The following is a 25,289-nucleotide window of genomic DNA, read 5'->3' on the forward strand; positions in this document are numbered from 1 at the left end:
AGGGGCGGGCGGGACGCCCCACAAGAAGATTTAACTTTTGTGGAACAGGCCGTCTAGCCTGTTAAGCGAGATTTGTGCGTGATTTCAGAAAGACAAATTTTCTTAAGATTTGCGATCGAGACTCTGAACTATAATTAAAAGTAGAGAAATTTAAACAAATCGCGGCACTTGCAAATTGGCAAGACCTGAAAGAAAACGTGGCTGGTAAATTCCTATTTTGTAATACCTTGATACAACTCCCTGCCGAGGCTGAAAATTAGCAGGGAGTTTTGTGTTTTTCACACAGGAGATGAAACAATGGCTATTGCTACTATCAACCCGGCAACGGGAGAAACGCTGAAAACTTTCGAGCCGATCGCCGATGAGGCCATTGAAGCTAAGCTGGAATTAGCACAGCAAGCTTTTAAAAAATACCGCCAACTGCCGTTTGAGCAGAGAGCCATCTGGATGCAGAAAGCTGCAGACATCTTGGAACGCGATCGCGAAATTTATGCTGAAATGATGACCCTGGAAATGGGCAAAACGCTCAAATCTGCGATCGGCGAAGTGGAAAAATGCGCCTTAGTTTGTCGGTATTACGCCAAAAATGCGGCTCAATTTATGGCAGACGTACCGGCAACCACTGACGCTAGCAGCAGCTTTGTCCGCTACCAACCGCTGGGCCCTATTTTAGCCGTCATGCCGTGGAATTTCCCATTTTGGCAAGTTTTTCGGTTTGCGGCGCCCGCACTGATGGCGGGCAATGTCGGCTTGCTCAAACACGCTTCCAACGTGCCTCAGTGCGCTTTGAAAATCGAAGAAATTTTCACGCTTGCTGGCTTTCCCGAAGGAGTTTTTCAAACTTTGTTAGTCGGCGCCGACAAAGTAGCTGATATCGTTGCGGACGATCGTATAAAAGCAGCAACTCTCACCGGTAGCGAACCAGCGGGTGAAAGTTTGGCAGCAAATGCGGGCAAAAATTTGAAAAAAGTAGTGCTGGAATTGGGAGGAAGCGACCCATTTATTGTGATGTCCAGCGCCGATTTAGCAGTAGCTTTATCAACTGCTGTCACATCCCGGATGCTCAATAACGGTCAATCTTGTATCGCTGCCAAACGCTTTATTTTAGCAGAAGAGATTGCCGACGAATTCATCACAGGATTTGTCGAAAAATTGGAGCAATTAAAAGTAGGCGATCCGATGTTGCCCGAAACCGATATCGGCCCTTTAGCTACTCCCGCAATCCTCAAAGACTTGGACAATCAAGTGCAAACTTGCGTCCAATCGGGAGCAAAACTTCTGACAGGTGGCCGCCCATTGTCAGAGAATGCCGGCAATTTCTACTTGCCAACTATTCTGGCAGATATTCCGCCGAATGCCTCTGCCCGTCAAGAAGAATTTTTCGGGCCCGTAGCTTTAGTATTCCGAGTTGCAGGCATTGATGAGGCGATCGCCCTCGCAAACAGCACATCTTTTGGCTTGGGTGCGTCAGCTTGGACTACAGTAAACTCAGAGAGCGATCGCTTTATTTCCGAACTAGAGGCCGGCGCGGTATTCATCAACGGTTTAGTAAAATCCGACCCGAGATTACCCTTCGGCGGCATCAAACGCTCCGGTTACGGACGCGAATTGAGCATCCAAGGAATGCACGAATTTGTTAACATAAAAACAGTGTGGGTGAAATAAGCTCCCACTCTATCAACCGATCGCACAAATCTACATAAGTCTGCGTTTATCTGCTTTTACCTGGGGTTAAAAAGTCCCATTTAGTATTTTTGCGATCGGTTGAAAAAGACCCACAACCCCCATTAACCGAGGAGAAAAACGGAAATGAACACAGCTCAACTATTGGTAAAATGTTTAGAAAATGAAGGCGTCGAATACGTCTTCGGACTTCCCGGAGAAGAAAATTTAGAAATTTTAGAAGCCCTGAGAAACTCTTCAATTAAATTTATTACTACTCGCCACGAACAAGGCGCCGCTTTCATGGCAGACGTTTACGGTCGTCTCACAGGCAAAGCCGGCGTTTGCTTGTCCACCTTGGGCCCTGGCGCAACTAACTTAATGACAGGAGTTGCTGATGCCAACTTAGATGGCGCTCCTTTAATAGCAATTACCGGACAAGTCGGCACAGACAGAATGCACATAGAATCGCACCAATATTTAGATTTGGTCGCTATGTTTGCACCAGTTACTAAGTGGAATGCTCAAATTGTCCGCCCCAGCACGACGGCAGAAATTGTCCGCAAAGCCTTTAAAGTAGCTCAAAGTGAAAAGCCGGGAGCAGTTCACATTGACTTACCTGAAAACATTGCAGCAATGCCTGCTGAAGGAATGCCGCTCACCAAAGACAACCGCGAAAAAACTTTTGGTGCTTACCAAAGCTTGAATAAAGCCGCTGTGGCAATTTCCAAGGCAAAAAGTCCTCTACTTTTAGTAGGAAACGGCGCGATCCGCGCTAATGGCAGCGATGCTTTGACACAATTTGCTACTCGATTGAATATTCCTGTAGCTAATACTTTCATGGGCAAAGGTGTAATTCCTTACACTCATCCTTTGGCACTGTGGACGACGGGATTGCAAAAACGGGATTACATTAGTTGTGCTTTTGAAGAAACGGATTTAGTGATTGCTGTTGGCTACGATTTGATTGAATATTCCCCGAAGAAGTGGAATCCAGAAGGAAAAATTCCGATTATTCACATTGGATCTTTGCCAGCAGAAATTGACAGCAGTTATATTCCTCTTATAGAAGTTGTGGGGGATATTTCTGATTCCCTCAATGAAATTTTGCAGCGTGCCGATCGCATGGAGAAAGTAGACCCTTTTGCTAAGCAATTGCGGGCGGATATTCGCGCTGGGTACGAACAATATGCAGCCGACGACGGTTTCCCGATCAAGCCACAAAAACTCATTTACGATTTGCGGCAAGTCCTGGGCCCAGAAGATATTCTTATATCTGATGTCGGAGCTCACAAAATGTGGATCGCGCGGCACTATCATTGCGATCGCCCGAATACCTGTTTGATTTCCAACGGATTTGCGGCGATGGGAATTGCGATTCCGGGTGCGGTAGCTGCAAAACTCGTTTATCCCGATCGCAAAGTAATAGCAGCCACCGGCGACGGCGGTTTTATGATGAACTGTCAAGAGTTAGAAACTGCTTTGCGAGTCGGTACTAATTTTGTGACGCTGATCTTTAATGATGGCGGCTACGGCTTAATTGAATGGAAGCAGCAAGATTATTTTGGTCATTCAGATTTCGTCAAATTTGGCAATCCCGATTTTGTGAAATTTGCGGAAAGTATGGGTTTAAAAGGCTATCGAGTGGAAGCTGCAACCGATTTAATTCCCATCCTCAAAGAAGCCCTGGCTCAAGATGTTCCTTGCGTGATTGACTGTCCGGTAGACTATCGGGAAAATGCGCGTTTCAGTCAATTATCTGGGGATATGAGTTGCAATTTGTAAGAGTAGCTAGAGCCCCGGCTTCTTAAAGAAGTCGGGGCTCTAATAATGGATATTCTTCGAGATAGAGTTTTGTAGCTTGTTTAAGATTGGCGATCGCTTCTTCTATGGTTTCGCCTTGGTCAACTGTGGGGACTTCTGGACATTCGGCAATGTACTTCTGCCAATTATTTTACCCAAGTATGAGAAGCATAAATCACTTCCTCTTCCTTCTGGTGAGCGTTTGCAATTGGCTTCTCAATATCTCCGTAGAGTTTTGTTTCCACTTGTCGGAGTTGTGATATCAAATCCGGTAGCATCGGAATTAATATTACCCACTGCTTTCGAGACGGCGCCGTGCCTAATCGAGTCAACAGTTAACACTCAACCATTCAGTTTTTCGACCCGCCCGTCAACAGTCAACAGTCAACAATCATTCCGGTGGCATCGGAATTGATATCAAATCTAATCACTTCAAACCCAATAATAAGGCGATTCCGCCGATCGCACCAACTACCCCCAAAACAGCCCGAATGCTCACTTTTTCGCCCGCTAACACCGCTAAAGGCAGTATAAATAGGGGACTGGTAGAACTGAGCGCTTGAGCTATTCCTGCGGGTGCATATTTCAGCGAAATTTGTTGCAGGAAAATTCCGAGATAGGTTCCTAAAAAAGCTGCCAGAATTATTGCACCTAAAAGTTTTGGGGCTTTTAATTGTTTGAAACTCTCAAGGTTTGTTGGCTTAAAAAAGCACAGCATGACTGCCATGCCACCGCTCAAACGCAATGCCGCCGTCCACAAGGGATCAATATCTATTTGAGTGAAGGCGGCGCGGGATAAAATTGCTCCAGCGGCGTGGGTTGTTTGTCCTAATAAACTAATACCTAATCCTTGCCAAAGATGTTTTGATGATAAGGTTGTTTCGGCTGTTCGTTCTGCAATTACCCACGCTACGCCGCAGATTGTTAAAAGAATGCCAGTACAAGCAATGGGCGATAACTTTTCTTGCAAAAATATTAAGCCCAATAAAGCTGTTAAAGGGGGAGATAGGGTTTCTAAAAGCAGCGTTCGCCTCGCGCCTAAATATTTTAAAACGATAAAGAAAGCGGTGTCTCCGATGCCAATTCCTAGACCGCCGCTAATCAGCAGCATTGCTAAAATATTGGGGTTGATTGCGGGTAAGGGTTTGCCTAAAATTAGTACAGTGGCAATGAGCATGAAAAGGGCGATCGCACCTTTGAGCAAGTTTAGCACCACTGCGGGGATTTGCTGTCCCACTCGCTGCCAGATTGTGGAAGATAGAGCCCAGACAAATGCAGCGCCTAAAGCGGCGATTTCACCCATAAAATCTGTTGACTGTTGACTGTTGACTGTTGTCATTAGTTACCAATTCGCAATGCCCGATGCCCCATGCCCGATGGCATATAAATTAGGGTTCCCGGTGGCCTACCTGGAACCCTAGATTTATTAAGCTTTTTTAGCAGTGGGCGGTGAACATAAGTTAATACCATCATGTCCGAATAGAGAAACGAAGCAATTCGCTTGCTGTTTGGGTTGCTTCGTTCCTTTCTTCGGACACCCAATATATATGTCTACCTACTGATTAACGTGGTGGTAATTGCGGAGATTGCGAAGGTTGAAATTGTGACCGCATATCTGTTCTTACCCAAGAACTAAAACGATCGGGACGAACGCATTCAGCATTCTCTAATTCGTCTTTGAGTTTATTGGCGAAAGATTCAAAGAGATCCACTAAAGCCTGACGATCTGTTAAGCAACCTTGGAGAGCAATAAGTTGTTCCAGCGTCCAGTTATACAGTTGAGTGTCCCCTTGTTCAATGCGTAAATAGAACTGATTCTCAAACTGTGCCAGATTAGAGTAGAAGTTCTCAACTTCTGACTTGATCAAGTTCATATCTAGGTAGAATTGTTGCTGTTTCAATTCTGCAAAAATCGTATTTTTGATGTTCTGCGTGAAGTTTTGGTTCAGCTCAGTTTTGACGATCGTAGAGACATCATTACGGAAGTTGAGAATTTTGTTATCCAAGCTAACATTAATGCGATTGTCAAGATCGTTGACAATATTATTAGTCACTAACTGCACGTTGCTAGTGCTAGATTGATTAACAACCGTATTGATGCGTTGATCAATGTTAGATTCAATCTGCTGAATGACCAGGTTTTTAATGTTTTGGCTTTGGTCAGCAATTTTGAGATTAACTACCGCATTAATCCGCTGATCTATGTCGTGTTGAATTTGCTGAACAATTTGAGTGTTAATATCTTGAGATAGATTAGACACTTTGAGGTTCACGACATTATCGATGCGTTGATCGATGTAAGTTTGCATTTGCTGAATCACCAGATTCTTCACATTCTGGGTTTGATCGGAAATCTTGATGCTCACCACATTCTCAACACGCTGATCGATAGTATGTTGGATTTGCTGAATTACCTGATTAGTGATCTCTTGAGATTGATTTGCGATTTGGACATTAACGGAGTTACTAATGCGCTCATCAATATTAGCCGACATTTGATTAATTACCTGGGTATTAATCTCTGTAGACTGATGGGCCATTTTGATGTTAACTACATTCTCAATCCGTTGCTCAAGTTCAGTTTGCATTTGCTGAACTACGAGGTTCTTAACTTCTTGAGTCTGATTAGACACTTTGAGATTAACGACGGACTCAACACGCTCATTGAGTTCGGTTTGCATTTGTTGCAGCACTAAGTTTTTAATCTCTTGGGTTTGTTCAGAGATTCTTAAATTCACCTGCTCACTAACAATGCGGGGGATTCGCGAAATAAATAAGTCGTTGAGATTTTTGTTGAAGTACCCCGACCAATTGTGGAAATTCTGATTAAAACTAACTTCCATTTGTTGGGTAAGAGTCTTAAGCATAAACTCCAGCCGTGCTACCTTCATCCCTAAGTCTTTAGCTTGAGTTTGATAGCCTTTAAGCAGCCATTTTTCCAAATTGTCCCAATAAGCTTCTTTTTTCTCGTTCGGGTCGCCTGTTACTGTGATGGAACTATTGATTTGGGCTGCCATTTGCTGCCACATCTGTTCCATCTGAGCTTGGTCAAAACTAAAGTTGAATCCACCGTCAATAGTGGGATATTCAGCACCAGGGATAATTGTACCACCACCTCCGCCGAGGTCGATCTCAGGGATGCCGATACCAGGGATGCCGATACCAGGTTTTTGTTTTGCCTTTTCTTGGTCTAGTTCTTCCTTACTGATGTTGTTGATTTCTAAAACAACTTGCCCTTCGTTGTCTTCTATGTATGTATCAAAAAAGAAGCCGGAGATGGTTGTTTTTTGTTTGACTTCAAAAATAACCTCATCTTTGAGGCCATTTAAGGAACACCAACTTTCGCTAACTTCAATTCCTGCCAACTTGGAGATAAATTTCCCGCCTTGAATCAACAGTAACGCCCAAGGTTATAATTGGAAATTTTTTGCTTCTGCTCCATAAGTGGCATTGCTTTCCCGAATCTTGACGCGATAGTTCCCAGCAGCTAACTCGATAGAATTAGCATTGGCTTTTTTAAGAGTTGACAGATAATTGCCATCAAGCGAATAGCAGTTTTGCTTGCTATCAACGGTTAAAGTTTGGGGAGTAGACTGTTGATTGCCAGTGATTGAAACAGTGACTTGTCCTTGATTATCACCACTATAGGTATCAAAGAATAAAGCACAGACTACAGCTTTTTCTTTGATATCTAACTGCAATTTGTCGTTATAGCCGTTTAAAGTTGCCCAAGTTCCACCTGTCTCAACACCTGTCTTTGTGTTGATAAAGGTACTGCCATCAAGTCCATAAATCCAGAGAAAAACAAAAGGCTCACCTGCGGTATTGTCTGCACTATAACTGTAGCTACCACTGGTAATTTGGATGTCAAAAGTTCCTTTGTCTAATGTCAGAGACTTAGCAACATTTTGTTGCAAGCTATTCATCTGAGCGGTATTGATAACGTAACAGTTTTCTTTGGTATCAATCGTTAACAGTTGCATAGTTTCCTCACGAGTTTTAGTAGTTGTTTGTGCAGCCTGTGTAGCTTCTGTGTTAACTTTTGAAGTGATAGGTGCGATCGCTTCTGGCGCCGGTTGATAAACCGCAATTCCCGCCCAACGACCGCTAGGCTTGGTTTGAGCCACTAATGTGCCTTTACCTGTCTTGGTATTAATGCGGATTAATTGACCGTCTTTTCCCAAGTTAAAAAATCTGCCGGTAACGCCATAAAGGACATTGCCAACAAATTCCATACTGCCAATACCAGGAAATCCGGTATCCCCAATAGTTTTAACTTCGCTAGTATCGAGATTGCATCTAGCAAGTAATTTCTTCTTTTGGTAGCCAATTAATGTGATATATGCTATGCCATTGCTATCAAAGGCAATTTCACCACAGTTGTAGTCTTTATTAGCTACGGTAGCAACTGGTGTACCTTTTCCTGTTTTGATATCAAGGGCAATCAGTTGTTTCGCGGTGCTGGCATAAAGGGTTTGACGTTGGGCATTATAAGCCAAGCCGGCTGTAGCAAAGCCCGTATCCCCAATGACAGTCGTATGGCCCGTTTTGATGTCAATTTTAACGAGCTGGGTTGTGTCGCCTTCTCGATCGATGCCATAGAGCTGTGAATCAACAAAGGCAATATCATACACTTCTGTAATGATCTCACCGATGAATGTTGCTTTACCTGTGGCTAAATCAAGAGTATACAGTTTACTTAACTGATTTGAGACACAATCTTGGATATACACTGTCCCTGGAACCATAGCTAAATCCAAAGAAGATATAATGCTTGCCTGATTACTCATCTTTATCTTTTGAACTTGCCCAGCGATCAATCTCTCTGGCCAGCAATACTGGTACAGGATGCGACAACTGAGCCGTCTGAGCTTGTTTGAGCATATCTCCGAGTTGAGTGGTGCTGAGATAGTCGTAGGCTCGCGCCTGCGCCAAAAATTCGTCTACATTCAGTTTTTGGTAATCACTTAATGTGATATCTGCTATTAGACTTGTTTTGCCAAACAGTTAAGAAATCATAATCGAGGTTGCTGATGACGGTATTTCCCTTAGTGCTGATAAACTCAGCATCTGCTAGAATTGGTCGCAAGTTTGACCGCTCCAGGGATGACTCTTAGTCTATCTAGAAGGGTAGATAATTTTTTTTTTAGTAATAAAGCGTAACATCTTTCTGTATCCGCTCAATAATCCGGGGTAAATCGCTCAACGATGCACCTCAAATGACGCAAAATCGTTCCTGAGTGGGTAGTCCGCCCCGAATTATTGAGCGGATACATCTTTCTCATCTTTCAGTGGTGCGAAGTCAGCAGCAACGAGCATTTTATCGAGCTCGTACTCGCTCCATGCCATAGAGTTGTGAATCAACAAAGGCAATATCATACACTTCTGTAATGATCTCACCGATGAATGTTGCTTTACCTGTGGCTAAATCAAGAGTATACAGTTTACTTAACTGATTCCAGACACAATGTTGGATATAAAGTGTGCCTGGAACGATAGCTAAATCCACAGAAGGTGTATTGCTTGCCTGATTACTCATCTCTTTCTGTTTTTATTACATAAAAAAGCAGATGAAAGTAATAGTGGGGTTGCTCATGAGTTATTTCAACTGAAGTTCGGAAAATACTCGGCTAGCAACCACAGCCACCAGCAAGGGGGATATCAAGTGATGAGATATGCACTTGGAGCTACTGGGCTACCTAGCACACAGTTATTTATTAAGACATCACTAGCTTTTCTAGCAGTGGGCGGGGAGAGAATCGAACTCTCATACCTTTCGGTGTCAGATTTTGAGTCTGATGCGTCTACCAATTTCGCCACCCGCCCTTTTGGGTTTCACCATCATAACACACCGATCGATTTCCTGCAAGCAAAGATTCATAATCTTTTGAACTTGCCCAGCGATCGATCTCTCTGGCGCGCAATACTGGTACAGGATGGGACAACTGAGCCGTCTGAGCTTGTTTGAGCATTTCTCCCAGTTGAGTGCTGCTGAGGTCATCGTAGGCCCGCGCCTGCGCCAAAAACGCATCTACATTCAGTTTCGGAGCTAACGTTGGCGAACCTCCGGCCAGTTTCATCAACAGTGATGCTACCACTTTTGGGTCTTGGGTGGCGAGCAAGGCGGCGCGATCGCACGTAAATTCCGCACACCGCAACCATTCCAACATTTGCGCCTGCAAACCTTGCGCGATCACGGTTCCCACAGGCGAAAATTGACCGGCGGCCAATACAATTAAATTAGCCAGAGTCAGGTAAACTCCGTGCTCGCACTTCAAATGCCCCAACTCGTGAGCAATTACTGCCTTAACTTCCTCGTCTGTGAGCAAATCAATCAGGGAAGTGTGCATCACCACAAACGGCTGTTTTCCCCGCATCGCAAAGGTGTAAGCATTCGGCATCGGATGCTGGCGGACATAAAGCTGCGGCGGTTCCAAATCAAGAGTTTTGCAGGCATCCAACAGCAATTGATGCAGGTGGGGCAGTTGATTTTCGCCGACTTGGACGCTGGAAGCCAGATTTTCGAGCATGAAAAACTGTTCGCCAAGTTGTCCCAGCAACTGCCGCACGATCAAATCCAGACCGGGCAGTTGTTTGAGAGTGTTGGTGGCTTCCAAGTCTAGCGGGTGGCGAAACTGGTCTGCTTTTAAACCTCGGAGCGGTATGTTCGACATTTTAATCCTGAGTTAACCGTCAACAGTTGACAGTTGACAGTTAACCGTCAACTGTCAACTGTCAACTGACTACTTAACAGTTTAAACTCGATCGCACGGGATTGACAGGAGCCTCAGCAGTCGCCGGGTCTGTACCCTCTTTGACCCGTCGCAACTTAGCTCCCAATTTTTGCAGTTTCACCTCTAACTGCTCGTAGCCGCGGTCTAAGTGCTGCAAGCTGCTGATGGTTGTGACACCCTCGGCTGCAAGTCCCGCTAGCACTAACGCCGCCGAAGCCCGCAAATCTGTGGCTATCACCGGCGCTCCAGACAGCCGCGACACTCCGCGCACAATCGCGACATTACCTTTAAGGCGAATGTCGGCGCCCATGCGGTTGAGTTCTGCTACGTGGCGCAAGCGATTCTCAAACACGGTTTCTTTGATTAAGCTGTCTCCTTCGCTCAGCGTCAGCAAAGCCATAAACTGAGCTTGCATATCTGTGGGGAAACCGGGGTAAGGCAGAGTTTCGATGTCTGTGGCGGAGTGAGTTTTGCCGGGAACTATCCGCAAAATGTCGGGGGATTCTGCAATGATTTTCGCCCCAATTGTCTGCAATTTGGCAATGACTGCGGTCAGGTGGTCGGGAATTACCGGCGACAAACTGATTTCCGAGTGAGTGATAGCTCCTGCTACTAAAAATGTTCCGGCTTCAATGCGATCGGGAATAATTGAATAGTCTACCGCGTGCAGCTTGGGAACTCCCGAAATGACGATCGTATTCGTGCCAGCACCTTGAATTTTTGCTCCCATAGCGCGGCAGAAATTCGCCAAATCTGCGACTTCCGGCTCTTGAGCCGCATTTTCAATCACGGTTTCTCCTTCAGCCAGAGTCGCCGCCATCATCAAAGTTTCAGTTGCGCCAACGCTGGGGTAGTCCAAATAAATTTTGGCTCCTTTCAGGCGGCGGTTCGGCCCTTTGACGTAAGCGTGAACCGTGCCGTGGTCGATGTGGACTTCGGCACCGAGGGCTTGCAGACCGCGAACGTGGAGTTCAACGGGTCGGGCCCCGATGGCGCACCCACCGGGCAAGGGCACTTTGGCAAATCCCAAACGCGCTAGCAGTGGGCCGATGATGAAGAAGCTCGCCCGCAGTTGGCTGACTAATTCGTAGGGGGCTTGAGCGTCTATGAGGTTGCTGGCGTTGATGTCTAAAACGTCGCCGTGCTGCTGTAATTTGACTCCTACAGCCGAGAGAATTTGCCCCATTCGGGCGACATCGACTAGACCGGGAACGTTGCGGAGGCGGCAATCCTCTGGGCAGAGCAAGGCTCCTGCCATGACGACTAAGGCCGAGTTTTTGGCGCCGCTGATTTTGACGTGTCCTTTAAGGGGCTGGCGACCCCAAATTTGCAATACTTGTTGGTCGCTTTCAGGTGAAGCTGGCAGGTTAGATGAGTTCTGAGCTGGTGTAATGGGTTTGCCCTCCATAATTGGCTTCGTTACTTTATACATTATTAATTTTGGTTCGATTTTACCGGAAAGTTTTTATATGTCTAGGGGTAACATTAAGAATTCCCGGAATTATATTTGCTGGCAGTCAATCGGGGCAAGGCTTTCAGGTTTACTCGCACAAATATTGTCCATCTAGTCTCATGAAGTTATCTGTATCAAACTTTACGTTCATTTGTAGCGTTCGCTCCGTTCACAGATGTTGTACCTTTGTCAACGAACTTTTTAAGTAAAACCCGGCTGGGTTGTTGACAAAGGTGTAAGATATCGGTTCGATCGACAATGCCAGAAAGTTAACACATTGTCGATCGCCCCATTGCCTGTGCTACCCTGTGACAACAACCTAGAGCCAAAGCTACTCCTAGCATATGGTTCACATTAAACGGATCGAACTAACTAACTTTAAATCTTTTGGTGGCACGACGGCCATTCCCGTGCTGCCCGGTTTTACTGTGGTTTCCGGGCCCAACGGTTCTGGGAAGTCCAACATCCTCGACGCTTTGCTGTTTTGTCTCGGACTTTCGAGTTCTAAGGGAATGCGGGCTGAACGTTTGCCGGATTTGGTGAACAGCGCCCAAAACAAACGCGGTACGATCGAAGCTAGCGTGACTGCTACCTTTGCCCTGGAAGATGTGGGGGAGGAATGGTTCGCCCGGGATGAAGATGAGGATGAAAATGCAGCAGATGAGTTATCTGTTGAAGCAGAGGAAGTCGAAGGGATAGAAACTGCCGAAACTCAAGACAACAACGGCCAATCATCTCCTGTCAATCAAGAATCGCCTCTATCGGTTGAAGAAGCCGAAGGGATAGAAACTGCCGAAACTCAAGACAACAACGGCAAATCATCTCCTGTCAATCGAAAATCGAAAATCGAAAATCGAAAATCAGAAGAGTTATCTGTTGAAGACGTAGAAGAGATTGAAATCGCAGCAACTCAAGACAACAACGGACAACTACTCGCTACTAATAAAAAATCCAAAATCCAAAATCCAAAATCGGATGAGTGGAGTGTGACGCGCAAACTTCGGGTAACTCGCCAAGGTACTTACACTTCAACTTATTACATTAACGGTCAACCTTGCACGCTGACTCAACTTCACGAACAACTCAACCGCTTGCGAATTTATCCCGAAGGCTATAACGTCGTCCTGCAAGGAGACGTGACGAGCATTATTTCGATGAATTCTAAGGAACGCAGAGAAATCATTGACGAATTGGCTGGGGTGGCTCAGTTCGATCGCAAAATTTCCTTAGCTAGGCAGAAGTTGGATGAAGTTAAGGAGGTGGAAGAACGCAGCAGTATTGTGGAAAAAGAGCTGATTTCTCAGCGCGATAGACTTGCTTCCGATCGCACAAAAGCGGAAAAATATCAAAAGCTGCGGGCGGAATTTCAAGAAAAGTCGCAATGGGAAATTGTGCTGAAATTCCGTCAATTACAGCAGCAAGAATGGAAACTGCGAGAACAAATCGAAACGGGCGATCGCACTTCTGCATCTCTCACCGAACAACTGCAAGCAATTAGCACCCAAATTCAAGAAGCAACCGCCGAACTTGACGCGCTGAATGCCCGCGTTAAAGCTTTGGGAGAGTCGGAATTGTTGGCTTTGCAAGCGACGATTGCGACTCAGGAAGCGGAAAGGCGGCAACTGCAAAACCGCAAACAGGATTTGGAAAAAACTGCTGGGCAAATGGCGGCTAGTATAGCACAAACCGAGGAAGAAGTTCGGCAATTTAAGCAAAGTTTGGAGCAAATTGAGATAGAAATATCTTATGTTAAGTCTCAGCAGGGGAGTTTTCAGGAACAGCGGGATGCAGCCCAGCAAAGTTTAGATGAAAGTCGGGAAGTTGCAAATGCGATCGCCTCGACGGCAGAAGTTTGGGTACAGCAGCAAACGGAACTGCACCGCCAAATCGAAACTATTCAACAAACTTTGGAACCGCAGCGTACAGAACAAGCTACCATTGGCGAAAGAGCCGATCGCCTGCAAAGTCAAATTCAAGAACAAAACCAATCGCTACAAGTATTGGAACAGGAAATTGCAGCGAAAAAAGAGCAGCAATCTCGCCTTGGGGAAACCAAAGGCATGGCATCTTTGCAAGTAGAATCGCTGAATCAGATTTTAGTCGAAGCCGAACAAGAATTGCAACTGCAACAGGAAACTCAAACTCGTTTGTTGGAAGAACAGCGGGAAAGACAGCGCAAATTAGACAAACTAGAAGTGCAGTTTCAAGCACTGCAAGAAGCGACGGGAACGTTTACGGCAAAAATTGTCGCGCAAAGCGGAATTGGCGGAGTTTGCGGCTTGGTGGCTCAACTGGGCAGGGTGGAACCGCGCTATCAGTTGGCGCTGGAAATTGCGGCGGGCGGGCGCATGGGAAATATGGTGGTGGAAGATGACAGCGTGGCTGCTGCTGCGATCGAATTGCTGAAACAAAAACGGGCGGGAAGGATGACGTTTTTGCCTTTGAATAAGATTAGGGGCGGCAGGTATTCGGTGAATGAAAATTTGCGGCGCGCGGCTGGGTTTGTGGATGCGGCTGTTAATTTGATTGATTGCGATTCGCGGTATCAGGAAATTTTTGCTTACGTTTTTGGCAGTACGGTTGTGTTTAGCAACCTCAGCGACGCCCGCCGCTATTTGGGACAGTACCGGATTGTCACTTTGGACGGGGAAATTTTGGAAACTAGCGGGGCGATGACTGGGGGAAGTTCTACTAACAGATCTACCTTACATTTTGGCACGGTTGAGGCTAGCGAGGCTGCTAGTGAAGCCAGAACGATCGCATCTCTGCAAGAAAGGTTGGAGGAAATTGAGCGGATTTTGGAACGGTGCAAAATTGCGATCGACCGCGCGTCTGTTGCAGTCAAAACTCGCAGCCAAGAATTGATGGAAGCGAAACAGAATTTGCGCGAAAATCAGTTGCGCTTGGAACAGTTGGAGTCAGAAATTAAGAATTTGCAAGCGCAACAAGAACAAGTGCGATCGCAAATTGCGAAAAATACACAGGAATTAACTAATTCGCGATCGAGATTGCAGTTGCTGGAACGAGAATTGCCCGCACAGGAAACTCAATTGCAGCAGTACCGACAAACTTTGGCGCAGTTGGAAGAGTCGAACAGTCACAGCGAATGGCAGCAAATGCAATCGAGTTTGCGCGCTCTGGAAGCGCAGCTCCAAGAGCGAGAATTGGCTCTGAGAAACGTCCAGCAACGCCTTGTAGACTTGGAAAATCAATTCGGGCGTTTGGAAGACAAAATTAAGGAAGGCAGCGATAAATTGCAGGAATGGCAAGTGCAGCAAAATGCGGGTGCGGATGCACTCGATCGCATTGTTTCGCAGCAGTTAGAACTCGATCGGCAAATTGCGGAAGCTAAGGCGGCTTTGGGGGAAATTGAGGAAAAATTGGGCGTGGAAAAGGGAGAGCGCGATCGGGCGGAATCTCAATTGCGAGAGAAGCATTTAGCCAAACAGCAGTTACAATGGCAGTTGCAAAAACTCCACGAAACCCAGCAAGAACGCCGGGAACAATTGGCCGCAATCCGCACTCTATTGGAAACGCAGCGGGCGGAAATGCCCGACCCCGTGCCGTCGATTCCTGAAAATGTCGAGAAAGCCAATTTGACGGAATTGCAGCAGGAAGTAAAGGCGATCGCGAAACGCATTCAAGCTTTAGAACCTGTCAATATGCTAGCCTTGGAAGAGTACAACCGCACTCAAGAACGCCTTCAAGAATTGAGTCAAAAATTGACGACATTGGAAGGAGAACGCACTGAACTGCTGTTGAGAATCGAAAATTTTACCACACTCAGGCGGCGCGCTTTTAAAGAAGCTTTCGACGCGGTTAACGAAAACTTTCAGACTATCTTTGCGGAACTTTCCGAAGGCGATGGCTATCTCCAGCTAGATGACCAGGAAGACCCCTTTAGCAGCGGCTTGAATTTGGTGGCACACCCGAAGGGCAAACCCGTACAGCGGCTGGCTTCCATGTCTGGAGGCGAAAAGTCGCTGACGGCGCTGAGTTTTATTTTTGCGCTGCAACGCTACCGCCCGTCTACGTTCTACGCTTTTGATGAAGTGGATATGTTTCTGGATGGGGCAAATGTGGAGCGATTAGCTAGAATGATAAAACGACAGTCTGAACAAGCCCAGTTTATTGTTGTGAGTTTGCGGCGACCTATGATTCAATCGGCTGAGCGTACAATTGGCGTTACTCAAGCGCGGGGAGCTTATACTCAAGTCATCGGACTGAAGTTGTAGTCCCGGAGTTTATGTTAACGCTCGTGTTGAGTGATATATGTACTTAATAAATCAGGATTAAAGTTAGAATGACATCCGAACAAATCTGCCAACGCTCCGATATTCTAGGGACTCAAGTCATCACCCGCGACAGAGGTAAACGCTTGGGGGTGGTTAGTCAATTGTGGGTGGACATTGACCGGCGGGAAGTTGTGGCGATCGGTCTGCGTGATAATATATTCGCGGTCGCTGGAATGCCGAGGTTTATGTTCCTCAACAATGTCAGCGAAATCGGCGACGTGCTGTTGGTGGAAGATGAGAGCGCGATCGAAGATGATGTTGATGTTGAAGTCTACAGCATTTTGATTAACAGCGAAGTTATTACCGAAACCGGCGAACTTTTGGGTAGAGTGCGGGGCTTTAGGTTCGACCCCGAAGACGGTAAGTTAGTCTCTATAATTATCGCTTCCCTGGGAATCCCCCAAATCCCCGATCAAGTTCTCAGCACTTACGAGTTGGGAATTGAAGAAATTGTCAGCAGTGGCCCGAATCGCTTGATTGTGTTTGAAGGTTCCGAGGAAAGGCTCAGGCAGCTTAGTGTGGGTTTGCTGGAGCGCGTTGGTTTGGGCCAAGCACCTTGGGAACGCGAAGAGGACGAGCAAGGTTATTATCCGAAACCCGTGGCTACGGGAAATCAATTGGGCCCGGGCGTGCGGATACCTGCACCGGAAATGCGGAGCCGGGTAGCCGCGCCTGCGGTGGAGGAAGTTCCTTGGGATGAGGATTTAGAGTGGAATCGGCCTGCGGTTCGCCAGCCGCCGATGCGCGCGGTGCAGGCACAGCAGCAGCCAATCGAGGATTACGAGGATTACGAAGAGGATAATTGGGGCGGCGAGGAGGACGATTACGAAGAGGAGGAGTACGAGGAGAAGCCGCAATACACTCGCGCTGAGATTTCTCGCCCGAAGCAGTCGGTGGTGGAGTACGAGGATGATGTGGAGGCTGATGCTTGGGCTGACGATGAGGCACCGAAGCCTTACCTGGCTCCTCGGGTGAATATCCCTGAGAAAACTAAGACTCCTGAGTATGAGGAGGAGCCTGGTTATTAGGAATTAATCTATCGGTTGGGCGGGAGCGGGTTTACGAGATTGTTTGTTTTAGACATAGATAATTGGTGAAATCCGCCCCTACAATTGCCTGTAGGGGCGGGTTTTACAAACAATATTTGAGGTTCACAAACAATCTCGTAAACCCGCCCCCACACAGCCGATAATCTAGATTAACCTGATGTTTGAGATCATGGAAAAAAATGTAGATTCCGATTATTCGTTGGGCGGGGGCGGGTTTATTATATTGTTGGTCTTACGCCGATATGGTTGGTGAAACCCGCCCCTACGATAAATTATGAAAAAAGACTTTATTAAAACCTCTATTTTCAGATTAATAACATATCTAATTTTTCCAATTTTTTTATCCACCACCACGGCTAAAATTGTCTTGCGAGTTGCGGGATACAAACCCTGGCAAATAGAAAATGTTGATGTTGCGGTCGAACCCAAAGGTAACTTTTTTACCAAAGACTCGGAACTCGGCTACAAGCATTTGCCGGGTAAATTCAAGGTGATACTTAACGGTAATTACTCATTTAATGCAACTCATCTCACTAAGAGTTTAAGAATAACACATCCCCTTAATACTTACAATTTATCGTCAAAAAAGCCAGAAATTTGGATATTTGGCTGTTCTTTTACCTACGGTTGGTCATTGAATGACAGCGAAACTTATGCTTGGTTGCTGCAAGAGAAATTACCCAAATATGAAATAGTTAATTTTGGCGTTAACGGCTACGGCACGCTGCACTCGTTGATTCAATTCAAAGAAGCACTCAAACAAGCACATAAACCCAAAGTTGCGGTGATTGCTTATGCGGGATTTCATGACCGCCGCAATACTTTGTTAAGGGCGAGAAGAAAGCAAATGGCTGCTTGGAATAAACTGGGTATTTTATTCCAGCCTGATGCTAGGCTGAATGGAGAAAATAATTTTACCTACAGCATGGCAAAACTTGAATATCACGAGTTCCCGCTGATGCGGGTTTCTGCATTAAGCCATTTTTTGGAGGTTAATTACAATCAGTTTGAAGAGGGATTGTACAAAAGTCACGAGGTTTCTAAGGCAATTATTCAAGAGTTTAACCGTGTGGCGGAGGTGAATGGTGTTAAGTTAGTCGTGGCGGGAATTAATGCCGGTTCTGCTAAGATGTTGGAGGAATTAAGTCAGGAGGGAATTGCTACGGCGGATATTTCGGTTGATTTAAAAGTACCTGCCAATAATAATTTACCTCATGACCTTCATCCAAGTGCGATCGCGAATCGGCAATATGCAGAAAAGTTGGAAGGTTTTTTGCAAGGGGCGGGTTTTGCGAATAATATTTAATACCAGCAGACAATCTAGATAAACCCGCCCCCACCCAGCCGATCGCCCAGATTAACTTTAGGATGCGATCGTATTTCACAAATGTAGATGCCGATTTGTGGTTGGGTGGGGGCGGGTTTTTGAGATTGTTAGTTTTTCACATAGATTATTGGTCAAACTCGCCCCTTGTGTCTTAAAAGAGTGAGTCAGTCGATCGCCACGTCATTGATTCAATCGTACCGACAAGTGGGCGATCGTACCGACAAGTGGGCGATCGTACCGACAAGCAAAGTAAATCTAAAGAAACCAGGAAAATTTCGTACAAATGGTTTTGTAATAGCAGAAAGTGTTCTTCAAGGACATCAGAAATCGGTGAAGTTGGCCCGCCCCTTAGACTGCATAAGTCTGTTGCGTAGATAAGCTCCCATACTGATGACAGGCGCACACTAAACACAGGCGGTATCTTAGGCTCTCGATCGAACGATCGAGAAAGCCTGCATTAACAAGGCTAGTATTCAATTGCCTGTCAGTTCTTTCATAAATCGGAGTACATCGGGAGCAAACAATGACATCAACAGTCTTAGGCATAGACATCAGTAAAAGAGACTTTCATGTCTCATTACTGAGAGAAGGTCGTGCGACTAAACCCAAAAAGTTTACTAACAATATTCAAGGGTTTGAGAGTTTGCATAACTGGCTCAAACAACAAAGTGTAGTCGAGCTCCATGCTTGTATGGAAGCTACTAGCATCTACGGGGAGGCTGTAGCCGAATTCCTCTATGGGAATGGCTTTCAGGTTAGTATTGTCAATCCAGCTCGGATTAAAGGGTTTGCCAAAAGCGAACTTCTACGAACTAAAACAGACTCCGTAGATGCGGCACTGATGGCTCGTTTTTGTGCGGCGATGAAACCGGCTCTGTGGACACCAACCGCGCCCGAAGTCAAGGAATTACAAGCTTTGTTGCGACGGCTAGAATCAGTCACAGAAATGATGACGAGCGAACAAAACCGTTTGGAGACAGCTACGCCAACTGTTGCTGCCCTTACCCTCGAACATTTGGAGTATCTTAAACAGCAGCAACAGCTAATCAAAAAACTGATTAGTGACCATTTTGACCAACACCCACACTTAAAACAACAGCGTGACTTGTTGACCTCAATTCCTGGCATTGGCGATTTAACAGCTTCTATATTATTAGCTGAAATTGGTGAGGTTTCCGATTACGATAATGCTCGTCAATTAGCAGCCTATGCTGGTCTAACTCCCAGCGAACGGAGTTCTGGGACTTCGGTTAAAGGCAAAACTCGTTTGTCCTGCACCGGAAACGTCCGACTGCGAAAAGCATTATATATGCCAGCAGTAGTGGCGATGCGTTACAATCCCTTGCTGAAAGCCATGAGTGAGAGATTATTGGGTCGTGGCTGGCGTCAAAATGCAGGTGATTGGTGCGCTGATGAGGAAACTGGTGCATTTGGCTTTTGGGATTTTAAAATCCCAAAAGCCTTTCGACCCCAATTATTTGACTGCTACCCCTTGACAGGTCAAGACAGTATCTACAATGGCCCTGGGGGGCGGGTTTTACAAACAATATTTGAGGTTCACAAAAATTTATATAAACCCGCCCCGACAGAGCCGATAATCTAGATTAACCTGAGGTTCGAGCTCATCCAAAAAAATAATGTAGATGCCGATTATTCCTTGGGCGGGGCGGGTTTATTATATGGTTGGTCTTACGCCGATATCGTTGGTGAAACCCGCCCCTACGATAAATTATGAAAAAAAAAATCATGAAAACCTCTATTTTCAGATTAATAACATATCTAATTTTTCCAATTTTTTTATCTACCACCACGGCTGAAATCGTTTTGCGAGTTGCGGGATACAAACCCTGGCAAATAACAGATGTTAAGGTTGCCGTCGAACCAAAAGGTAACTATTACACCAAAGACTCGGAACTCGGCTACAAACATTTGCCGGGAAAATTCAAGGTAACAATTAAGGGCTATTACTCCTATAATGCAACTCACCTCAATAATAGTCTCAGAATAACACATCCACTCAATACTTACAATAAATCCTCAAAAAAACCTGAAATTTGGATATTTGGCTGTTCTTTTACCTACGGTTGGTCATTGAATGACAGCGAAACTTATCCTTGGTTGCTGCAACAGAAACTACCCAAATATGAAATAGTGAATTTCGGGGTTAGCGGCTACGGCACGCTGCAGTCGTTGATTCAATTCAAAGAAGCACTAAAACAAGGAAATAAACCCAAAATTGCGGTGATTGCTTATGCGGGGTTTCATGATCTCCGCAATACTTTAGTAAGGGAGAGAATAAAGGACCTTGCTCGTTGGAGTAAACTGGGTGTTCTGTTTCAGCCTGATGCTAGGCTGAATGGAGAAAATAATTTTACCTACAGCATGGTAAAAGCTGAATATCGCGAGTTCCCACTGATGCGGGTTTCTGCATTAAGCAATTTTTTGGATGATAGTTACAATCGATTTGAAAAGAAATTGTATAGAAGCCATGAGGTTTCTAAGGCAATTATTGAAGAGTTTAACCGTGTGGCTGAGGCTAAGGGTGTTAAGTTAGTTGTTGCGGGCATTAATCCCGATTCTGCTAAGATGTTGCAGGAGTTAAGTCAGGAGGGAATTGCTACGACGGATATTTCGGTTGATTTGAAAATACCTAGCAATAATAATTTACCTCATGACAGTCATCCAAGTGCGATCGCGAATCGGCAATATGCAGAAAAGTTGGAGGTTTTTTTGCAAGATACTGTTTTAAAGTAAGTTAACGAACCGCGTTAGGCGAAGCTGCGCGTAAGCGCTAGGGCGCGAAGCAAGAGATAAAGAGGAAGTTTAGGAGTTATTTAGGGTTGCTAGACTGATGGGATTATTTGAGGTTGTTTCTTTTAAATTGCCTCGCAAGTTTCTGATTGATGGGTTTTTCTTGTTTTTAGTTGTTCTCGTCACAGTGGCAGTAACATCAATCTATGTATCTAGCGAACATACTTTTTATTGGTGGGATTACGCGGGATACAATACCGCTACACTAAACACTGCAAATTTATATCGAGACTCGCCAGATCAAGCATGGCGCGGAGTTATAGAATCGCTATCTAAGGAAAAAAACCTATTAATATCTTTGCCATTAGTGCCGTTTATTCTCTTATTTGGCGAGTCTCGGCTGAGTTACATTCTCAGCGTATCCCTGATTTATGTGCTGCCGTTTCGCCTGTTGCTGGGGGCAATTTCTGCAAAGCTAATCCCAGTTTATCCCCGCCGGGTGTTTTGGTCAACTGTGCTGCTGAGTTTATTAATTCCGATGAGTTGGATACCGACTCTGCGGGGATATCTGGATACTGGCGGCTGTGTGTTTGTAGCCTTGGCAATTTTGGTTTATTTGCAGGATGTTAAGCTGAAATCTTGGTGGAACATCCCGTTGATTGGGTTTTTGCTGGCGGCGGCGATTCTGTTGCGGCGCCATTTTGCTTATAGTGCGATCGCATTTTTTGGTGCAGCGACTTTACAGGCTTTCATCGAGTTTATTGTACTAATATACCGTAGGAAAATGGCGTTGTCGTCTTCAAAAGACAAGGACGCGGCAGTGCCGTTTCCCTACAGATACTTGTTTGAATCCGGTGTAAAATTGGGTTTGATAGCTGTAACTAGCTTGACTATTTTAATGTTGGTAGCGGGAGATTTTACTCGCAGTGCTCTGACGGTTGACTACCGCAATTTGTATGTCGCTTGGAGTTTGCCTGTAAATGATGTTTTAACTCGTTATGCGTCTTTTTACGGTTTGGGAACTTGGCTGCTGGTACTGATTGGTTTTTCTGCGGGAATTCTCACTCGAATGCTGGTTCCGGCGGCGGCTATTTTTGTTTCGTTGTTTGGGGCATTATCGCTGATTGAATGGCTGTTAGTCTTGCGTTACGGCTACTTGCACTATACAATTCATATTACACCGATCGCACTTTTAGGACTATCCACATTTTTCTGGACAACTTGGCGGACACTCAAGGGAAAAGTCCGGTATTTCATGCTGGGCGCGGCGGGTTTGTACCTGGTTTTGAATGCCGCAGTCGGGTTAATTCCTCTCAAAAGTGATTTGTCAAGACTGTTTATGGCTAATTTTCCGCCGTTAGTGCGATCGGACTACGGCGAAGTTGTAAAATTAGTAGAGTTTCTGCGAAAATTAGCACCCAACGAAGAACCGATTTATATTGTCGGTGCTTCTAACAATTTCAATGCTAACATCCTCAGACAAGCCAACCGAAAATTAAACCCGCCGGAGGGTTGGTGGAAGTTAAATACAATCGGGAGGCCGCAAATTGACTCGCGCGATACTTACCCGCTACCCGAGTTGTTGCAGTCACAATATGCGGTGGTTGCTGTACCTTTTCAGCAGGTGTTACCGACTGACGAACAAGTTTTGCGATCGCACGAACAAGATGTTGTTAAAGTTGTGTACGATGCCTTTACTCAAAACTGGGAAATTGCCCGCGATTTCCAATTGCTACCGGAACAGTTTAAGCTAGAAAACGGCGTGACTGTCAGCGTTTACCGGAGGATGCGGCCGACTGATACAGGCACAGCCGTTCGCACTTTATACGCGATGCAGCGGCAAATAGTCGATCGACCAGGCACACAGTTAGATTGGATTAGTTTGCATCAATCAATCTACACAAGTGCTAATTATTCAGTCAGTCAAGAATCGGATAACCTATATAAGATTGTAACTCATCCAATTAAAAACAGCAAGAAAATCGATACATCTTTCCTGTATTTAGGTTCCATCTCAGCCAAAGTGAAAGTTACTGGCAAACTCAATTTACCTAACAAACAATGTCCGGGAGTTGCCCTGCGCTTGACTTTGTGGGACAAGCAAGGTAAATTAGTAGACTTAGCAGAGATGGCTTATAGTCAAAAAAGTGCGATCGGCTTAAATCTATTAGTTGAGGGCAAAAATCCCATTTATCTGCTGCTTGAGGTATTGAGTAGCAGCAAACAGGATTTAACAAACCAATGCCAACTAGAGATTAACAATTTGGCTGTCAGTAGGTAAGTTGAACCGTCAATGCAAAAACATCAAAAATCCCACTGGTATTTTAATCTATCTCTCTATACTTTTGTCATCATCGGTTCCCTGATGGCTACAGGCTATCTTTTCCCGATTGGAGGCAACTTCCCCGAAGTGCCGCCCATTCAATTTATGTTAAATCCTGAACTGTACAAAAATGACTATTACGTTCAGGAAATGGTTAAGTTTAATCCGAGATATTACTATTATTATATCATCTATTTGCTCGCCAACTTAGGAACCAGCATTCCCCTAGCGCACTTTATTTATCAATTTATAGCCTTGGGTTCATTTATCTTAGCTTGCTACGCAATTATCAATATTTATACTAATTCCAAACTGCCTGCAGCAGCGATGGCCTTTTTATGTATAGCCGCTTCATTTACAGATGTTGGCAACACGCTAATATTTTCCACTAAATCAGTACCGAGTACCTTCGCAATGGGTTTCGTAATCTGGGGAATTTACTTTAGTTTGTGCCAGAAATGGCTGACAGGATATTTATTTTTTGGACTGGGCTGTTTGCTGCAATTTTTAGTTGGTTTGTTGCCGGGATTGATGATGGTTCCCGTTTTATTTATTGAATCTGTAAGACAGCGGAAGTTTAAAACATTAATTTTGGCGATCGCACTTTTAGCGACAATGGCAAGTATAGTATACGTACCCATGTTATTAACAGGTACTACCAGCACTCACACTATCGACAACGCCGAGTTTGTCTACATTCACGCCAAAGTCCGCAACCCCCACCACATCCTCCCGTCAAATTGGGGTGTTTGGAGTTGGTTCAACTTTATATGTTTCATCATTGGTGGCTTGCTGTGCATCAAAAATGCCGATTCGCTGCGAAAAGAAGACAAGGTTAATTTTTACATAATTGTTGGCACGTCAATTTTTGCACTGTTCCTAAACTACGTATTTGTCGAAGTTTACCCGCTGGCTTTTATCGCGAAACTGCAATTAGCTAGAACTGTACCTTTCGCTCAATTAATTATATTTATTGCTGTTTGTTTGACGCTAGATGAGGTTGACAGAGACCAAAAACTACCTGTTAGCTTGCTGGTGCTATCTGTACTAACTTTGCCTTTTCGAGGTATCATTTTCTTGGGATTATCACTTTGGCAAAGCAAAAAATATTCGGTTCCCAGACGATACATTATTTTGCCGTGGATTTTAGCAGTAGGAACAGTAATTTTTAGCTTGATATATCCCCTGAGTGATTCATGGGAAATAATGGGCGATAGAATAATTAGCATCCCAGTGCTTTTCTCACTCCTCGCCTTCCCATTCATTTTAGAAGAAACATCCCTTGCTACATCTATAAAACAAACTCTAACTCACACATTAGCCTTAATAACTACCGCCACCTTAGTTTTTGGAGTAGCAGGAATTACGCCCAAACCTATATTAAATGTATTTCAAACAAGAGTTAATATCAATGCCGTTCCCAGAGACGACTTAAGCAAATTAGCTGTGCGATTTTCGCAAAGTAGCAGCCGCGATTCACTCGTATTAATTCCACCTTCAGTTACCAGCTTCCAGTTTTTCTCCGAAAGAGCGATTGTCGTCAACTTCAAGAACTTTCCCTTTACCGAAAAAGGCATCAAAGAATGGCAAAATCGCATGGAAGCTGTTTTAGGAGTTCCCTTAAACCCGCAAATGATTTGGGGCGGAAGCCACTTATTCAGCCGCCGCAGCAGTGGGGATTTAGTCAAAGTAGCCAGAAAATATCATGCCGATTATATCCTGACTCGCAGCGATTGGCATCCAAATATTGACGGAGAAATAGTAGATAGACAAGGCAAATGGATTATCTTTAAAATCAGGTAGCGGAGAGGGCGGGTTTTTGAGATTGTCAATTATTGGCAAATATTGTTGGTGAACCCGCCCCTATCATAAACACATCTGCGTTTATCTGT

18 protein-coding genes and 1 tRNA gene are annotated in these 25,289 nt (G+C 45.1%); 10 read left to right on the forward strand and 9 right to left on the reverse strand.

Going from position 1 to position 25,289, the window contains the following annotated elements:
• Positions 1-297: 297 nt before the first annotated feature.
• A complete protein-coding gene (locus tag QUA44_RS11870) occupies positions 298-1,665 on the forward strand; it encodes an NAD-dependent succinate-semialdehyde dehydrogenase (RefSeq protein WP_333250943.1) in 1,368 nt (455 codons plus the stop codon).
• A 144-nt stretch (positions 1,666-1,809) separates the two neighbouring features.
• Positions 1,810-3,447, forward strand: a complete 1,638-nt coding sequence (locus QUA44_RS11875) for an acetolactate synthase large subunit (protein ID WP_333250945.1) — start codon at positions 1,810-1,812, stop codon at positions 3,445-3,447.
• A gap of 164 nt (positions 3,448-3,611) precedes the next feature.
• On the opposite strand, the gene QUA44_RS11880 is transcribed toward QUA44_RS11875, so the two are convergent.
• The 9 genes from QUA44_RS11880 to murA form a co-directional block, all read right to left on the reverse strand.
• Positions 3,612-3,797, reverse strand: a complete 186-nt coding sequence (locus tag QUA44_RS11880; RefSeq protein ID WP_333250947.1) for a hypothetical protein — start codon at positions 3,795-3,797, stop codon at positions 3,612-3,614.
• Between the two features lie 95 nt (positions 3,798-3,892).
• Entirely contained in the window at positions 3,893-4,768 is an 876-nt protein-coding gene (locus tag QUA44_RS11885) for a DMT family transporter (RefSeq protein WP_333251109.1), read from the reverse strand.
• A 259-nt stretch (positions 4,769-5,027) separates the two neighbouring features.
• Positions 5,028-6,830, reverse strand: a complete 1,803-nt coding sequence (locus tag QUA44_RS11890) for a hypothetical protein (protein WP_333250949.1) — start codon at positions 6,828-6,830, stop codon at positions 5,028-5,030.
• A gap of 45 nt (positions 6,831-6,875) precedes the next feature.
• Entirely contained in the window at positions 6,876-8,255 is a 1,380-nt protein-coding gene (locus QUA44_RS11895; RefSeq protein ID WP_333250951.1) for a hypothetical protein, read from the reverse strand.
• Positions 8,248-8,400, reverse strand: a complete 153-nt coding sequence (locus QUA44_RS11900) for a hypothetical protein (protein ID WP_333250953.1) — start codon at positions 8,398-8,400, stop codon at positions 8,248-8,250. Before QUA44_RS11900 ends, QUA44_RS11895 begins: the two co-directional genes overlap by 8 nt.
• Before the next feature lie 385 nt (positions 8,401-8,785).
• Complete coding sequence (locus tag QUA44_RS11905) at positions 8,786-9,004, reverse strand: hypothetical protein (protein ID WP_333250954.1); 219 nt, start codon at positions 9,002-9,004, stop codon at positions 8,786-8,788.
• Between the two features lie 205 nt (positions 9,005-9,209).
• Positions 9,210-9,291 (reverse strand) — tRNA-Leu (locus QUA44_RS11910).
• The gene (locus tag QUA44_RS11915; RefSeq protein ID WP_333250957.1) at positions 9,270-10,139 is read right to left on the reverse strand and encodes a M48 family metallopeptidase; all 870 of its coding nucleotides are present in this window, start codon (positions 10,137-10,139) and stop codon (positions 9,270-9,272) included. The genes QUA44_RS11910 and QUA44_RS11915 overlap by 22 nt, the downstream gene beginning before the upstream one ends.
• A gap of 73 nt (positions 10,140-10,212) precedes the next feature.
• Complete coding sequence (murA, locus tag QUA44_RS11920; RefSeq protein ID WP_333250960.1) at positions 10,213-11,631, reverse strand: UDP-N-acetylglucosamine 1-carboxyvinyltransferase; 1,419 nt, start codon at positions 11,629-11,631, stop codon at positions 10,213-10,215.
• A gap of 365 nt (positions 11,632-11,996) precedes the next feature.
• Here murA and smc point away from each other — a divergent pair, with 365 nt between their 5' ends.
• The 8 genes from smc to QUA44_RS11960 all read left to right on the forward strand — a co-directional run bounded on the left by smc (position 11,997) and on the right by QUA44_RS11960 (position 25,200).
• Entirely contained in the window at positions 11,997-15,887 is a 3,891-nt protein-coding gene (gene smc, locus QUA44_RS11925; protein WP_333250963.1) for a chromosome segregation protein SMC, read from the forward strand.
• A gap of 68 nt (positions 15,888-15,955) precedes the next feature.
• Complete coding sequence (locus QUA44_RS11930; RefSeq protein WP_333250965.1) at positions 15,956-16,975, forward strand: PRC-barrel domain-containing protein; 1,020 nt, start codon at positions 15,956-15,958, stop codon at positions 16,973-16,975.
• A gap of 295 nt (positions 16,976-17,270) precedes the next feature.
• Positions 17,271-18,302: an SGNH/GDSL hydrolase family protein gene (locus tag QUA44_RS11935; protein ID WP_333250967.1), complete on the forward strand. Its 1,032-nt coding sequence runs from the start codon at positions 17,271-17,273 to the stop codon at positions 18,300-18,302.
• Between the two features lie 165 nt (positions 18,303-18,467).
• Complete coding sequence (locus QUA44_RS11940; protein ID WP_333250969.1) at positions 18,468-18,701, forward strand: hypothetical protein; 234 nt, start codon at positions 18,468-18,470, stop codon at positions 18,699-18,701.
• A gap of 145 nt (positions 18,702-18,846) precedes the next feature.
• The gene (locus QUA44_RS11945; protein ID WP_333250970.1) at positions 18,847-19,926 is read left to right on the forward strand and encodes a transposase; all 1,080 of its coding nucleotides are present in this window, start codon (positions 18,847-18,849) and stop codon (positions 19,924-19,926) included.
• Between the two features lie 143 nt (positions 19,927-20,069).
• A complete protein-coding gene (locus QUA44_RS11950; RefSeq protein WP_333250972.1) occupies positions 20,070-21,077 on the forward strand; it encodes an SGNH/GDSL hydrolase family protein in 1,008 nt (335 codons plus the stop codon).
• 97 nt (positions 21,078-21,174) lie between these two features.
• Positions 21,175-23,355, forward strand: a complete 2,181-nt coding sequence (locus tag QUA44_RS11955; RefSeq protein ID WP_333250974.1) for a hypothetical protein — start codon at positions 21,175-21,177, stop codon at positions 23,353-23,355.
• A 12-nt stretch (positions 23,356-23,367) separates the two neighbouring features.
• Positions 23,368-25,200 (forward strand): DUF6798 domain-containing protein, encoded by a 1,833-nt coding sequence (locus QUA44_RS11960; protein WP_333250976.1) that lies wholly within the window; start codon positions 23,368-23,370, stop codon positions 25,198-25,200.
• Positions 25,201-25,289: the final 89 nt, after the last annotated feature.

This window comes from Microcoleus sp. N9_A2 (assembly GCF_036701775.1).
GTDB lineage: Bacteria > Cyanobacteriota > Cyanobacteriia > Cyanobacteriales > Microcoleaceae > Microcoleus.

Coding starts and splice junctions, on each gene's coding strand:
- QUA44_RS11935 (WP_333250967.1), top strand. CDS start 17,271: ATGAAAAAAGACTTTATTAAAACCTCTATTTTCAGATTAATAACATAT.
- QUA44_RS11960 (WP_333250976.1), top strand. CDS start 23,368: ATGCAAAAACATCAAAAATCCCACTGGTATTTTAATCTATCTCTCTAT.
- QUA44_RS11905 (WP_333250954.1), bottom strand. CDS start 9,004: ATGAGTAATCAGGCAAGCAATACACCTTCTGTGGATTTAGCTATCGTT.
- murA (WP_333250960.1), bottom strand. CDS start 11,631: ATGTATAAAGTAACGAAGCCAATTATGGAGGGCAAACCCATTACACCA.
- smc (WP_333250963.1), top strand. CDS start 11,997: ATGGTTCACATTAAACGGATCGAACTAACTAACTTTAAATCTTTTGGT.
- QUA44_RS11870 (WP_333250943.1), top strand. CDS start 298: ATGGCTATTGCTACTATCAACCCGGCAACGGGAGAAACGCTGAAAACT.
- QUA44_RS11885 (WP_333251109.1), bottom strand. CDS start 4,768: ATGGGTGAAATCGCCGCTTTAGGCGCTGCATTTGTCTGGGCTCTATCT.
- QUA44_RS11915 (WP_333250957.1), bottom strand. CDS start 10,139: ATGTCGAACATACCGCTCCGAGGTTTAAAAGCAGACCAGTTTCGCCAC.
- QUA44_RS11950 (WP_333250972.1), top strand. CDS start 20,070: ATGAAAACCTCTATTTTCAGATTAATAACATATCTAATTTTTCCAATT.
- QUA44_RS11945 (WP_333250970.1), top strand. CDS start 18,847: ATGACATCAACAGTCTTAGGCATAGACATCAGTAAAAGAGACTTTCAT.
- QUA44_RS11955 (WP_333250974.1), top strand. CDS start 21,175: ATGGGATTATTTGAGGTTGTTTCTTTTAAATTGCCTCGCAAGTTTCTG.
- QUA44_RS11875 (WP_333250945.1), top strand. CDS start 1,810: ATGAACACAGCTCAACTATTGGTAAAATGTTTAGAAAATGAAGGCGTC.
- QUA44_RS11930 (WP_333250965.1), top strand. CDS start 15,956: ATGACATCCGAACAAATCTGCCAACGCTCCGATATTCTAGGGACTCAA.
- QUA44_RS11895 (WP_333250951.1), bottom strand. CDS start 8,255: ATGAGTAATCAGGCAAGCATTATATCTTCTTTGGATTTAGCTATGGTT.